The organism is Autumnicola lenta (assembly GCF_031846515.1).
Taxonomy (GTDB): domain Bacteria; phylum Bacteroidota; class Bacteroidia; order Flavobacteriales; family Flavobacteriaceae; genus Autumnicola; species Autumnicola lenta.
Genome location: NZ_JAVRHO010000007.1, coordinates 1 through 14,790, shown reverse-complemented (window position 1 = coordinate 14,790; position 14,790 = coordinate 1). Strand labels below are relative to the sequence as shown.

14 protein-coding genes are annotated in these 14,790 nt (G+C 38.9%); all 14 read right to left on the bottom strand.

What is annotated here, in order from left to right; genetic code table 11:
* Positions 1–54 precede the first annotated feature (54 nt).
* The 14 genes from RM545_RS06190 to RM545_RS06125 are packed head-to-tail and all read right to left on the bottom strand — an operon-like array spanning position 55 to position 14,710.
* Positions 55–900, bottom strand: a complete 846-nt coding sequence (locus tag RM545_RS06190; protein ID WP_311494448.1) for a hypothetical protein — start codon at positions 898–900, stop codon at positions 55–57.
* Between the two features lie 56 nt (positions 901–956).
* Positions 957–1,535: an HAD family hydrolase gene (locus RM545_RS06185; RefSeq protein WP_311494447.1), complete on the bottom strand. Its 579-nt coding sequence runs from the start codon at positions 1,533–1,535 to the stop codon at positions 957–959.
* Between the two features lie 60 nt (positions 1,536–1,595).
* The gene (locus tag RM545_RS06180; protein ID WP_311494446.1) at positions 1,596–2,195 is read right to left on the bottom strand and encodes a WcaF family extracellular polysaccharide biosynthesis acetyltransferase; all 600 of its coding nucleotides are present in this window, start codon (positions 2,193–2,195) and stop codon (positions 1,596–1,598) included.
* A gap of 15 nt (positions 2,196–2,210) precedes the next feature.
* Complete coding sequence (locus tag RM545_RS06175) at positions 2,211–3,395, bottom strand: glycosyltransferase (protein WP_311494445.1); 1,185 nt, start codon at positions 3,393–3,395, stop codon at positions 2,211–2,213.
* A complete protein-coding gene (locus RM545_RS06170; RefSeq protein WP_311494444.1) occupies positions 3,392–4,567 on the bottom strand; it encodes a glycosyltransferase in 1,176 nt (391 codons plus the stop codon). The genes RM545_RS06175 and RM545_RS06170 overlap by 4 nt, the downstream gene beginning before the upstream one ends.
* A gap of 6 nt (positions 4,568–4,573) precedes the next feature.
* A complete protein-coding gene (locus RM545_RS06165; RefSeq protein ID WP_311494443.1) occupies positions 4,574–5,887 on the bottom strand; it encodes a hypothetical protein in 1,314 nt (437 codons plus the stop codon).
* Between the two features lie 26 nt (positions 5,888–5,913).
* Complete coding sequence (locus RM545_RS06160) at positions 5,914–7,170, bottom strand: glycosyltransferase family 4 protein (protein WP_311494442.1); 1,257 nt, start codon at positions 7,168–7,170, stop codon at positions 5,914–5,916.
* A gap of 5 nt (positions 7,171–7,175) precedes the next feature.
* Entirely contained in the window at positions 7,176–8,204 is a 1,029-nt protein-coding gene (locus RM545_RS06155; RefSeq protein ID WP_311494441.1) for a glycosyltransferase family 4 protein, read from the bottom strand.
* Positions 8,205–8,211: 7 nt separating this feature from the next.
* Positions 8,212–9,147, bottom strand: a complete 936-nt coding sequence (locus tag RM545_RS06150; RefSeq protein WP_311494440.1) for an NAD-dependent epimerase/dehydratase family protein — start codon at positions 9,145–9,147, stop codon at positions 8,212–8,214.
* A 32-nt stretch (positions 9,148–9,179) separates the two neighbouring features.
* Positions 9,180–10,328: a hypothetical protein gene (locus RM545_RS06145; RefSeq protein WP_311494439.1), complete on the bottom strand. Its 1,149-nt coding sequence runs from the start codon at positions 10,326–10,328 to the stop codon at positions 9,180–9,182.
* Positions 10,329–10,340: 12 nt separating this feature from the next.
* Positions 10,341–11,270, bottom strand: a complete 930-nt coding sequence (locus RM545_RS06140) for a glycosyltransferase (protein ID WP_311494438.1) — start codon at positions 11,268–11,270, stop codon at positions 10,341–10,343.
* A complete protein-coding gene (locus tag RM545_RS06135) occupies positions 11,267–12,460 on the bottom strand; it encodes a glycosyltransferase family 4 protein (protein ID WP_311494437.1) in 1,194 nt (397 codons plus the stop codon). Before RM545_RS06135 ends, RM545_RS06140 begins: the two co-directional genes overlap by 4 nt.
* Positions 12,461–12,506: 46 nt before the next feature.
* Entirely contained in the window at positions 12,507–13,361 is an 855-nt protein-coding gene (locus tag RM545_RS06130; RefSeq protein WP_311494436.1) for a hypothetical protein, read from the bottom strand.
* The gene (locus tag RM545_RS06125) at positions 13,358–14,710 is read right to left on the bottom strand and encodes an MATE family efflux transporter (RefSeq protein ID WP_311494435.1); all 1,353 of its coding nucleotides are present in this window, start codon (positions 14,708–14,710) and stop codon (positions 13,358–13,360) included. The genes RM545_RS06130 and RM545_RS06125 overlap by 4 nt, the downstream gene beginning before the upstream one ends.
* Positions 14,711–14,790 lie beyond the last annotated feature (80 nt).

The following is a 14,790-nucleotide window of genomic DNA, read 5'->3' as shown; positions in this document are numbered from 1 at the left end:
TCTTCACTCCTGTTCGGTTTTTTCTTTTATTGATTACTCTACTCTTCAGGTTTTCTACCCTCCGGCTTCAAAAAACTTTTGAAAAATTGTGTTATGATTATTAATGAGTCTCGAGATTTGAGAGAACCCAATAATCACAAGATGAGTGAGGGTAAACACACCATACATCCAGCTAAATTTCTCAAGTGAATATCTTGAAAAGTAAGCTGCCGGTGCCGCCAGAAGGAAAGTAAGTAGAAACCTCAGCCAAAAATATTTTGGCTCGTATACATTTATAAAACGTAGTTCAAGTTTTCTGCTTGCATAAGAAATGGAATAGAAAATAGAAATTCCCAGAAGCAGAAAGCTTATAACCCATATTTCTTCGGGCGCCAATAAAAATATGAGAAAGGCATAAGGAATAAAGCCCTTATTAAAGCGAAGACCAATAAAAGTGAAAATTCTTAATTTTTCTGTGAGGTGCGCATGCAGTATAAAAATAAAAATGCCCATCGCGTACAAGAGAACTATAAAGTAATTCAGCCATGCTTGCATAATGAATAACAAAACACTCAGCACTACCAGTCTGATGATCATGGAGAGGTAAATTTCTTTATCTGGTACTGGCTCTTCATACACCACATTCCTGGTGGTGATTTTCTCTCTTTTGATGCCTATGTTATCTGCATAAATATACCCAATTTCGTAGGCTATGCTGAAAGCAATTAGATGAAGAAATGCACCCAGAATATTGAGACTACCAAGACCTTCCACAGTCCAGAAGACATAAATAGGAATCCAGACATAATCTCTTAACATGGAAGAAAAAAATCGAAGAGTACTTCGAACAACAGTATTGTTCTGACGGATCATGTCACGCTTTATGGTATACCACAGCGGAATTAAAAATTCACTTTTCATAAAAGGTTAGATTAAGATAAATAAATAGGCCGTAATTGATGTTTCGGGGACTTCAATCAGACTTCTACTATTTCGTCCATTATGTCAACTAAATGTTTTTCGGATGGCAGATCGTCGGTATAGTAAATCATTTTTTCGCCGCAACGGGAAACGTATTTTCGCTTTAGATTTCCGAAGGTATCGGTCTTTATGCCAACCACTTTACCTTTAGCATAATTAAATTCTGTTGAAATTACTGATTTAAAATTGAACAATTCTCCTATCTTTTTTGCCGGTATTTCTGTACATCCGGTTATAAGTACATCTGTGGCAAGTGCTTTATGCAGCAACTCTTTGCCCAAAGGAGTTAAAGAATTTAGAAATCTCTTCTTGTAAATTTTTTCGTAGTAATCCTCAAGATGGCTTTTCTTAAGCCCTCTAAAGAGAATATTTATTCTCACGGATCGATGCTTATAAGGATCATAATAACCGGTAACTCTAAGAACCTTATTCACTGCCTTGGCAAGAAAGATCCTGTGTGGTTTTTTCTTGTACTTTAGATAAGCTTCTATGAAGTCGAAAGTACTGTTGAGTGAGGAAAGAGTACCATCCAGATCATAATAATTCTTTACCTCAACCTGATCTATTGTGTTCATATAAATATATATTCGCCAGGAGATGAAATTTTATTATTACCTGGCCGTAGTTTTAAATTCCTAAATTTCTACCTGCACCTCTGCAGGAACCGGGCTCTTCCAGCGGGCTTTGGAAAATTCCCTGGGAAATATTCTGCAAACCAGATTATCTCCAATGCTGGAAGTGACAATAGAGCCTACTGTAATTACAGTATCTACCCCAATGGTCACGCCGGGGCCAATAAAACAGGAAGCACCTATCCAGCAGCCATCGCTTAGGGAAATAGGACCGTTCCTGTATGGCATAGAAGGAATTCTAAAGTCATGGTTACCTCCACAAAGAAAAGCCCGCTGAGAAATACATACGTTATTTCCAATATGTACAGGTTCAAAATTCAATATGGATACCTCTTCTCCAAGCCAAACGTTATTTCCTATTACCAGCTTCCAGGGAAAATGGATATTTACTCTGGGTTTAATAACAACACCTTTACCAACACGAGCTCCAAAAGCTCTTAAAAAGAAAATTTTTAGATTTGTAGGATAAGGCAAAGCAGAAAGAAAGAAAATCACCTTAACGAGGTACCAGCAGATTTCCTTCCCCTTTCCCGCTCCTCTGTCTAAGCCCATGCCCGGGTCAAAATGGTCAAGCCGAACTTTTGATTTATTAATTTTGGCCATAAAAAAACTATGTATTTAGGAAGAAACAGCTTCCAGCAGTTGATGGGCTGCATTTGCTATGGAAAAATCTTTTTTGTACGCCATTCTTGCTTTTTTCCCCATTTCCAGCTTTTGCTCATCCTTTAGTTTCTCCCAATTTTCCAATAAGCTGAATATTCCAGAAAAAGCATCAGAAGCCACTAAACCTGCTCTCTCTCTGTCAATTTCTCTCCAAATATTCACCTTGTCAGAAATCAAAACTGGTTTGCTGCATGCCATGGCTTCTACTACAGCTATTCCAAAATTTTCCTGATGGCTTGGCAATATAAAAGCTTCGCAGTCGTAAAAAGCACCCCATTTGGCCATACCGGTGAGCATACCCGTAAAGTGAATCTTATCTTCCAAAGCCGGGTTTGCTGAGATCATTTGCTTTAGCCTTAGACCAAAAGCTGTATCGAGTCCTGGACCGGCAACAACCAGGCTTGGTGTAATTGAACTTCTAAGGTTCAACCACTTTGCATATGCTTCTATTAAGACATCAATACCCTTTTTTGGATGAATTCTACTAAGAAAAAGAAGGTATGGACCTGACAATTCCGGACACTTCTTTTGAAATTCCCTCCGCATCTGAAGAGAAAAAGCCGGTGGTTCAGGTACGCCATATCCAACATTGATCTCCTGTTTTGGCGCATAGGCATTAAATGTTTTCTTGGCCAGGTTTAATTCTTCCCTGCAGGTAAAAAGGACACCCGATGCCGACTTTACTACTTTATTTTCAATAAGATTCCAGTAACACCAGTTGCGTAAAGCTTTAATTTTTCGTGATGGATCTTTTTGGAAATACGGGTCTAACATGCCATGCGGCATAACATAAAGAGAAGGTACAGAAATTGCTTTTTCTTTTTTTAATATCCGGATAGCTTTATAGGCCGCGTAGGAATAGAATTGCCACAAACCATGAACAATCAGTACATCATACCTCCTGATATTTTCCAGAAGCCACGGCAATAAAGTTGCAGAATATCCCCATGCGCTCCTGGCTGGTCCCAGAGCATAGACAGTAAACTTTTCTTCTTTTAGAAAATCAGAGTCAGGTGCATCTACGCAAAGAACGTCTGTATGAATTCCTTTGTCCTGATGTTCAGGCACCGAATTTCTTATACCCTGACAAGGTCCACCGTAGGCAGGATCCATACTCGCTACAATTCGAAGTATTTTCATAATTCCGCTGTTTCTGTTTGCCTTACCCTGGTATAAATTTGCTCAATTTCATCCAGTGCAATCTTACTTCTAAATCTTTCAGCATTTCTAAGACCCGCTCCAATAATCTCTTGGTATGCTTCAGGAGAAAGAGTAAGAACTTTATTCAGGACACCAGCTGCTTGCTCATAGCAGCTCCCATCATCATGGTCTTTTTTTCTTTCAATATAAAAAGCAGCGTCTCCTCCCACCTCGGTCATAGGAGCTTCTCCGGTGGTGATGACGGGACAGCCAGAGGCCATGGCTTCTGCTATTGGCCAGCCGAAACCTTCTGCCAATGAAGGATACAAGAGTACGGTTGCTGCTGAGTAGGCCATTCTTAAATCCTGGTCCTCTACTCCTGTCATAAAATATATATCCTCTTTAAAATTTGAAGAATTATACACCTCTGCCAACCCTTTGTTGGGCTTCACTCCAATTAGTATTAAAGGAAGTTCCAAAGCGCTCTTCTTTCGCCAGGAATTGTAAATCTCAATAACTCCCTTCCGGTTTTTATACCATTGATTTCCGCCTACGTGCAGGATAAAACCTTTACTTAGATTAATTCTGAATTTTTTACTAAGAACTATTCTTGATTCGTTTTTATCCTGAGGCGCAAAAGATTGATTTAATCCGTTATAAACTACTTCTGATAAAGAAGGAGCCGTGAGAAGGAACTCGCCCAGATCCCTTTGGGTTTTTTTTGAAATAGCTATAAAGTTCCTTCCGTACCTATATCCCCAACGGATGAATGATTGATATTTACGACCTGTCCATCCTGTTGGATTCTCAGGAACCTTACCAAGAGCAGAAATTTGTGCAAGAAAGTCATGACAATGTATTACATGAGGATAATTTCGTACTAATGGAATCCATGGCCCCAGAGCTTGATCTGTAAAAACAAATAAGGTATCCTCTTCGCACCTATTAATTCTCTTTTTGATCTCCCACGGAAAGAAAAAGAATTGATCAACATACCCCAACCATTTTTTTAAACTTTCCGGAGAAGGTATATTAAAAGCTCTGGCTTCCGGCGACCAGATCTGTACCTTATGCCCCCGCTGCTCCATTCCAATTTTCAACATACTGGCAAAGCGGGGCATGCTCTGGGATCCTGTAAAAGAAGGATGCGTAAGTAATACTATATTCAACATTCGTAATTAAGATTTGGTCTCCAGTTCTACCTTTTGTCTTTGCAGAGAAGCAATCATTAAGCCGCCCATAATTGTACAGAACCCAAGGGCAGTGGGCTGCGCACATTGTCCCTGGGGCACAATAAGTAATCCAAAACTTAAAAGCATCCATGGCAGGACATCTCCCATCTGTAGCTTTTTCAGGCTCAAAAGAAAAATATGCCCACACAAGGCCAGACGTATAATAATAATTGCCAATCCCATTAACACCCCCATTTCGCCTATGAGTCTTCCCCATTCTCCTTCAGAAATTAAAAAGCTCCTCTCCCCGGTGAGCAGCATACTACCCACGTTAGTTCCCAGCCCCATACCATAGCCCAGAAATGGTAAATTTCCCGTTTCAGTAACCGAAGCAATTAGCCCCCCCAGATATCTCTCTACTAAGGTTCCTTCAAGACCTCCTTCAGTATTGCTTGCATTAGTAAATCTTGCAGTAAAAACTTCAGTAGCTGATTGAAAAATCTCTACCTGGCTAAGAACCAGCAGTACCATAACGATTCCCACTCCTCCCACTATGAGCTGTGTGATATACTGTGGTTTCTGCAGAATAGTAAAGACTGCAAAAACTACAGAAATTCCAACGGAAAAAAATAAAGTTCGGCTAATTGACAGCGGAACAGCTACTAAAAGACAGGCCGTAGCTGCAATAAGCAATATTTTTTTAATTTCACCCGGATTCAACCAGAAATAGATCAGGAAGCAGCCCACCATGCTGTAAAAAAGTGAATTGCCATTAGTAAAAGAAAATGTGCCAGGAGGCCGGTAAAAGCCCATAGCACCACGGAATCCCGCACCTTCAAGGTCCCCTCCCACTCCACGGTTCACCCAGGCAGACTGAGGACTATAGAATTGCAAAGCTATCAGAATAGTCATTGGTATGGCAATCAAGAGGGTAGCTTTACCCATTCTAACCACGTCTTCGCGATCAAATACATTACCCATAACAAATATTAGAGGAAAATGAAGCAGTAGTATACGTGCTCCAAAAGCCGCTACCGCTAAATTACCGTGGCCCCAAATAAGGGCAGTTCCCATCCCTATTATTCCAAGAGCAATGAATGTATTGGAATAAGATATTTGCGGAAATTTGCCCTGTCTTAATGCAGTTATTAACAACCATAAGGCCAGTGGGTCCCGAACAACAAGTAAAGGAGCTGAGAGTCCAGGCAGGAGCCACTTGCGTAGAGCACCTTCAAAAATAAGCAGGAAGAAATATGCCCAAAGCCCCAATTTCAAAAATCGGTAAGGGTCATTCTTTTCTACCAGTTTTAATAACGGCATTATAAATCTTCGATTAAGGATGAGTTCTAATAAACCTCTGCAAGTTTTTGAGTGCGCAAAATAGCTTGGGCAAGCTCCTGCCCGTAAACCTCCCATGGTCTTTGGCGTGCAGTTTCCAAAGCTGCTCTTCCTGCCCTGCCAATCTTTACCGGGTTTACCAAAAGATCTTCAAGACAAGCTTTTAGGGCAGAGGTCGACCCTGCTTCTATTAACCAGCCATTTTCATCATTTTTGATTATATCTGGCCCCACAGTTCTTTCAGTAGTTATAACGGGAGTGCCCTGAGACATTGCTTCTGTAATTACCAGCCCAAAACCTTCGAAAAGTGAAGGAAAAACAAAGACATCATGACTTTTCATTAACGCAAGGATCTTATCATGAGCTAAACTTGGTATCCAAGTGTGTCTGGCTAAATTACTATCCAGGGCGGGACAGGAATTTTTACCTTTACGGCCAACGACAGTTAAGGAAATGTGTTTTTGAAGACTATCAACAGCCGCAAATAAGTTTGCAATACCTTTTCTCTGGGAGAGGCCTCCTACAAAAAGAACTTTGAGAGGTTTCTTTTGAGAATTAGCAGAATAATTTTCCTTTGGATTAACGGGCGGAAAGCCATAGGGAATAACTTCTACAGGAGCCAGTTTTCCCGCGTAAGAATTTAAAGTTTTGGCGGTAAATGAGCTGGCTACCAAAATTTTATCAGCAAGCATTAATTCTGCGTCTTTCCTTTCCAGTTTTTCTTCAGAATCCTGAAAGCCTGTAAGCGTTGCTACCCAATCCGGCCACTTTTCTCTCTCATCAAGCAACAGCCTGCGGGCTTCCCTCCAATATCCAATAGGCAGATCATAAAAGCACGTTAAACCAGATCTTTTAGCTTCTTTAAAAGAATGCAGTGCACCATCCTCATAAGCATAAACGACATCGATAGCATCTTTTTTTTCTGTAATGTAATTTGCTACTCTTCTGTCCAGATTGCGATAAACAGCATCAATACAAAAAACACCTTTTTCATGCTTTACTAGATTAAACATACCAGTTTTAGTGGATATCATGCGTCCTCCTTCCTTCCAGGGATAAGTCCTGGTTAAACTTTCAAGACTTGCTGAATAGGCTCTCCTCCTGAATTCAGAAAACATACTGATTCTTGCCAGGCGATCCAGTTTGCTCCCCGGAAAGCAGGCTATTGAGGTATGAAAACTTTCCAGAACACCTGCATTCTCCAAACCACTTAAAGCTGCCCGAACATTTGCATTACCGGTTGGATGCTGAAAGACTAATTTCATTTTGTTTATTTTGTTACGGTTGAAGCCTGCTGTAGAACCTGAAGGTATTTTCCAGAAATTAGTTCTGGGGTATGAGCAGCTAAATGTTTAATTGCAGCATTGCGAAGACTTTCTTCCAAGGTAGCGCTGCCAGAAATCTTCTCAATTTGAGCTACCAAAGATTTCACATCACCTCTTCTGAATAAAAGCCCGGCATTTCCCACTGCGTCAGGCAGTCCACCACCGTCAGAAACAATAGGTATGCAGCCACAGGCCATTCCTTCTAAAACTACGTTCCCAAATGGCTCTTCCCACTTGGAAGGCACAATAATATATTTATGAGCATTTAAGGCCTCGACAAGTTCCTGCCCTCCCAGGGAACCGCAGAAAGTTACTTTCTCTTCCAGGCAGCTTTCCTTCACAAGTTTTTCTAATTTTTTTCTTTCAGGGCCGTCTCCTATTATTGTAAGTGAAAACTGACTGTTTTCATGTTCAGTAGAAAGTTCATCAAGCGCTTTAATAGCAATGTCTGCTCCTTTATCTGAAACAAGTCTGCCCAGGAAGACAAAGGTTTTGTTTCTGTTGACACCTGGAATGATCTTAAATACATCTTTGCGGTAAGGATTTCCTATCACTGTGGCGGAAGGCCACGACCGGGTTTTTACAGCTTGGCTAACCGCGATAACCGCTTTAGCTCTGGTAAGCCATCCAAACTTGAGTCTGTCCTGCAGCCCAATTGTACCGTCCATTCTGGATATCCATGTCCTGAGCGCAACCACGCCAGGTGTGGGAATAAACAAGCTTGGCCAGGAAAGTCTCAGGCAGGGATTGTTTTCATAGATCAAATCCGCCCATAGATGTTCTTTTATCAACCTTCTCCTGGAAGGCTTTCTTATAACTTCAAAAGCAAAATTTTTCTCTCCATCTTTTTCTGTCCATGTCGCCAGGTGTACTTCGTTCCCTGCTTCAGAGAAAGCAGTTGCAAGTATCTCAGAATTTACTTCTATCCCGCCAATGTCAGGATAAAATTTATGTGATAAGAAGAGAATTTTCATTAAAAATTTATCTTATGCTTTTTACCCAATGAGCCACTTCAGCAATACCCTCCTTCAATTGGTAATCGCAGCTAAATCCAGTATCTTTTAAGCGGGAAATATCGGCACGCCAGTTTACGGGATCTCCTTCTCTCACTTCACCATCAAACTTTACCTTAACATTTTCATTTAGAGCCTCTACAATACAATGAGCAACTTCTGCTATGGTATTTTCTATACCTGACGCCATATTGTACACCTCAAAGGAATTTGTTTTCTCCATTTGAAGAATTTTTAGAACAGCATGGCATAAATCTTTAATATAAATAAAATCACGACTTTCCTGTCCCGTACCAAATAATTTGATTTCGCATGAATCATCCTTTCCACAGCCGAGAACACGCTGACTTACATCCCATATTAACTGTTTTTTTAAGCCAGGCCCGTAAACTGAAAAAATACGAAACACTGTAGCCTCAAGCCCTATAATTCTTGAGTAGTGAGATAGCAATACTTCTGCCGAAAGCTTATGCACCCCGTATGGTGAAATTGGCTGTACCGGCGCCTCTTCTGAAATGGGTAATTTTTTTGGATCTCCATAAACTGCAGCACTGGAAAAAAGAAATAGGCGCGCTTTAGGATGATTTCTGGCAATGTGAATTGCCAGACGAGCAGTACCCGGGAGCAGATTTGCAAAATCTCCGTAGGGATCACTAACAGAAGCACCTACAGAAGCACCTCCAGCAAGATGCCAAACCGCAACCAGGTCCCTTTTTTTAATAAGTTCAAAGAAATCTACAGATTCTAAAGATGCGGTGGAAAATCCAGACCAGATTTCAGGATCACTGGGAGCTCTCAGGTCAATTCCTATTATTTCGTATCCTGCTTTTACCGCCGTTCTGGCAAGCCAGGAGCCAATAAAGCCTGAGGCACCTGTAATTAAAATAGTTTTTAAATGCTGCATATAACTAATCCTTTCTGATTTTAAAGTTCGACTTAAACTTTTTGTTCAAGGCTGGCGTATGTTCTGGCCACTTCCGAAAGGCCATTACTTATTTTAAATTGCTTTTTTGCTTTTGCTGCAGTTAATAATTCCTCCGCACTTTTTGCCTGAAAAATGCCATCAGAAGACATCTTTGAACTGCAGTATGTTTTATCTGAAGCCATGACTACTACCGGAATGCCACGTTCCAGCCATGCCCCAGCAGTACTGCTTTTTTTTATGATATTTGCAGGTGTACTGGAAACTGCTATATCCACCAGGCACATACTCCTGTTAATCATTGGTGCAGATATTTTACCAGTTTTCCAACAGGAAACATTGTAGTTCTCCTTAATATACTCCCCAATATCACCAGCTCTGCTATGGCCAATAACCAGAATACCCAATTTTTTTCCTTGTTGGTGAGCCATAGTATTAGAATCCCTAACTAATTTGTCTACATCTGGAGTGTACTTTACCGTACCGAAAAATCCCATGATAAAGTAGGAATCTCTGGTTTGAATTAAAGGCTGTAAATCTGCTCTATTTAGAAGCTCCTCCCATTCATCAGGAGATCCTACATCTCCTACCGGAATATTCCCAAAGACCGGGGCCAGTTCAGACTGGATTCCTATATCTTCCAGCAAAGAAGCATAATGTGTATTGTTCGTATAAACTACCTTAGGTTTAGCTGTGTTTAGCAACATGCGGGTAAAAGCTTTTTGTGTTTTACCCAATACCTTTTCTTTAAAACCTGAATTTACACCCATACCGCACCACAACTCCTGAAACATGATATGAAAACGCGCATTACCTACTATTTTCTTCAGGTATAACAACATATCCCAGGGAAGACCATACTTCTGAAATCCGAAGTTTACAAACTGCAGGCTTACCCAATCGGGGTCGAACTCAGCTATTCCTGAAGCTGCACGATCGTAACGTTTTTTTGGAGACCATGTAGAAGGTAAGCGCAGAACCGATAAAGCAACTCCATCGGCATCCTGATTTTCTGATACTGCTTTGGAGATGTGTTTATCATAAATACCCACAGCAGATACCTCATGCCCCATTCTAATTAATTCTCCTGCAAGGCATCTGGCTTGATCTCCAGCTCCATCACGACCGGGTTCCAGAGTCCCGCATAAAAAAACTATCTTCATTCGTGTATTTAATTAGTTTATATAAGATTTCATGATTGTAAGGAATCTACCTATTCCCTGCGGAGTAAATATTTTTTCACGATGCCATTTACTCAAATAGATAGCAAAAGCATCACTACTCTTTTTTTGGTGAACAGCTTCAACAATAGCAAGAGGAGCTTTCCGCCTTAAAACCTCATCTATTTTCGCTCTGTACTGACTCCTGTAAGGTTCTTTCGTTTTCGAAACAATCTGGAAAACTCTGTAGGCTGCATCATATGTGCTGCTTCGGGAGACAGAAACAGCAGATATCCTGTATTTGCTCACATATTCATCAATATACTTTATTTGATGTCCTGTTAAACCCAATCTGAAACCAAAATCAAAATCCACGGCATCTCCAACTTCAGACTCCACGCTGTATTCAAGCTCCTGTGCCAGGTGCCGGTCTATCATATAACAGTTATTCGGGAATTGCTGAAGAAGCCCTGATTCAAATGTGGAAAGAGGATATTCTTCATAATAAGAGTTCTTACAATAGGTTTGATTAGATTCTTCAGTGCTGCTAACATTCACATTCCCATTCTCGTCCATCAGGTAATGCTTGCCAAAAACAGCTTTAATCTTTTTGTTTATAAAACCCTGCAGCAATTTTTCCGAAGCCTGCGGCATAAGTAAATCATCGTCATGTAACAGCACCAGTTTGTCACCTTTGGCATGCCGAATTAAATAATTGACATTTGCCGCCTGACCGAGAGAGGGCTTATGATGAAAGTAGCGAATTGCAATTGGCTTTTTAAAATTTTGCTTTAGATTATCAATGGTATCTTCAGTTTCATCATTTTTTGAATCATCACCAATCAAAATTTCAATTGGAGGAAAAGTTTGGGCGAAACACGATTCCAAAGCCTGAACTAAAAGATCAGGCCTGTGATAAGTGGGAATACAAATTGAAATTTTCATAGTTCAAAAAGGGTTTTTGCTCTTCCCAGCCGTGCTTCTTCTTTATGTGCTTCAATTTTTAACGTAAGTTGCTCTCTATAAACCTCCAAAGTCTCTTGTGCTATTATATGCCAATCGTATTTTTCAGCATGTTCTATAATTTCCCTCTGTGAACCTGCCAATTCTTTACTATTTTCTAAAAGATAAACAACTTTATGAGCCATGCTCCTCCAATCTCCGGGTTCAACCAAATAGGTTTCGGGAAGAGAGCTTGACGCACCCGGGGAGTTAAACGCAATAACAGGTATTCCTGCAGTGATGCATTCAATTATAGAAAAAGGGAATCCTTCAAAATATGAAGTAAACATTGCTAACTTGATCTTTTTTAACAGTTTTGGTAAGTCATGTGCTTTAAAAGTTGGAATTATTTTTACTGAAGAGCGAATACTCTTGGGAAAAAAACGCAATATTTCTTCCTTTTCTTTAAATAGACCTTTACAACCTAAGAGAGTGAGATTTGCGTCGGGCACCTGCTTTTTCACTTCTATAAATGCTTTAACCAGATCCAAACAGCCTTTTCTAAAATCAAAAGTACCTAAGAAAACTATTTCATTTCCATTCTTTGAAATTGAGTTTATTTTCCTTAGGTCCCTTTTTTTTTCTGAATTAAGGGCATACGGTGCTTCAAAAATTTTTTCTGAACCATAGCCGTCCTCCAATAATTGCCTTACATCTTCATGATTACTAACTGAAATTATATCTGCACGATTTAGAGATTCATAATAGCGACTTATCTTCCTCTTTTGAGAATTACCCTGACCTTTTAAATATTTTAACAGAGCACCTAAATGATTTTTTACCGTTTTCTTTACCGGCCATTTAATATGACTAAGATGTGGTATAAAAAGAACAGACCTAGCAACGAATAGAGTATTTTTTAAATTCGCAACCTCAGTCTTATAGAGATGATTCCCATCTACATCAACCACGTCATAATCATCACCAATTTCTTTTAGTAGAGTATTTATATTATCAGCATAATACGAATTGAATGAGAGCCCTTTTTTCTTTAATAAGTTCTCTACCTCATGAGGACCTAACACCTCAGTATGGTGACCTAACTCTTCTATAGCTTCTGCTAATTCTAAAACCACCTTAGGACCACCCAACTCCTTACGCAGAGCAGCCTGAGCAAAAAATAAAATCTTCATTTCTAATATATTTTCAGAGTAATTATTATAGCATATTCAGAATTTCCTAAATCTTCCAGAATAAATCTCTCCAGAATAGATGCCTAACAGGTGTAACAAAATGTCTAGCCCCCAATTTTTTATACATATTTTTGATGGGGAACAAATGATATTTATCTTTAACCGAGCACATTATCCTTTTCTCCGGTATAATTTCAGATTTAAGATCAAGTACCTGCCTAGCTATCATTGTCTGTTCTGTCCAATGCCCTCCTTCTACTTGGGACTTTTGTAAGATTTTTTCAGCAAAACCTACTCCATTGGCAAAATTATTTTTAATAATCACCACTCCCGCATTCAAAGGAGGCTTTTTCTTCATATCCTTCCAACTACAAGCTTCTAAAAGTTGTTCATCATACCCATACATATAGTCATAGCACATGGTAAGTTTGTTTTCACCCATTTCATTTACCATTTCCTGGATCGAACTAAACCAAAGAATATCTGTATCAGCATAAACAACATATTCATACTTGCTTTTGTAAAAAAGAACCATGTATTTTTTTATCATAGGTAAATGAGAGTACATCATGAGGTATTTTCGAGAATGAAACTCCATCATTAATTCTGGCAACTCCACTAGTGAATAACCATTGAATTTCTCTAGAATTGGAAGAGGCAGGTGATCCTCAGTCAAAGAACCATCACTAAATATTTGAATGTGAGGTAGCTTCTTGTCAGCTTTTAATATGGAGAGCAGAGAATATTTTAATAAAGTAGCTTGATTTTTTCCACAAAAAAATCTCAATTCAAACTTGTTACTATGGCCATACTCTTTCTTCAAAACAGAAGAAAACTTCAGTTGCACCAACTTCTCATAAACGGGTACTAATCGGTAAGATAAACTAGCTTGTAAATTCATTTATTTTCTTTTACTTCTAGATTAAGGTTCATTTTTTCTTTCTTTTTGTAGAGGTAATAACCATATCCAAAAAGGGTTAAATTAAAGAGCAGTACAGGAACTTCAGAAAACCAGTTAAAAATAAGCACACTATAGATGGATTTTAAGTTCATGATACTAACTAATATAATCTGTGTACACAAAGTAATTGGAATATATAACCACCAAAAATTTGACAACCATCCCTTATTAAGATAGATTTTAGACAGTATGCTTGATAAATTTGTAACCCCCCCTATTAGCAATATTAGTAGTAATTCATTATTCAATCCTTTATACATTGGACCCAAAATCAAAAGTAAAAGATTAGAAAAATAGAAAGCGACTAAAGTTACTAAAACACTAAATCCCAAGGAAATTGCCATAGTAATAAAACTTAAATAAAATATCTTCTTTGGCTCCTGACTCTTAACAATTTTTGTCACTAATACGGTAGTGCAAAAAGAGCCCAGTACTACGTAGATCATACCAAACCTGCTCAAAGCTCCAACCTCTGCTATTCCATTAGTATTATGAAAATAGCTAAGAATAAAATAGTTAAGCTGTCCCTGAAGGGTGTAAAAGATTGCATTTGCAACATTGCGCCTGATAAATTTGGTAATTTCCTTCTTATAGCCACTATAAACTGAATCTTTTTCAACCGTTTCTAAGTTTACTTCAGTTTTTATCTGCTTTCTATAGTAAAAGAATTGGACAGCAGAGGCAAGAATAATTACAACCAGCGCATAAATGACATTTAATCCCAATAGAATCAAGGCTCCTCCTATTAAGATTAACCTCAGCAGGTTTACTTTAAGATCTATTTTTTCAACATTTACATATTGTTCTTTAAGGTTAAGTGCTGCTTTATATAGACCATTCTGAATCAGGAAAAAGACGTTGGCAATGGTGATGACTAGTGCAAAAGCTATTTGAAAAAGTGAAAATTCATTTTTAAAAAAAGCCCAGATAAATATTGGCGATACTGCAAAAACCACTATCAGGAAGAATTTACTGCGGATAGAATTTCCCGCATGCACTAATTTGCTGAAATTCTTTTTTTTATTTATTCCACTGCCAATTGCCATCATTCCTATACTGATTCCGGAATCGCTGAGCAGTGTAAAAATGCTTATGAAAGAATTGGTAAGCACGTAAAAGGCATAATCTCCTTTCGTTAGAGCTCTCACAATCAGAATCCCAATAGTTACTGTGATTGCCTGATTTATTGTACGGTAGGAGAAAAAATTTAGTATGAGCTTTGCCCAGTAACTGGTTTTTTCTTCCGTAGCAAACCTGGACAAACCTATCTTTTGTAATAAAGTTGTCACCAATTGAAAAATTCTTTTTGTGTAAGTACTAATAAAAGTTCATTTTCAGTCCTTTTAAGCCAACAAGAAATATTTTTTAT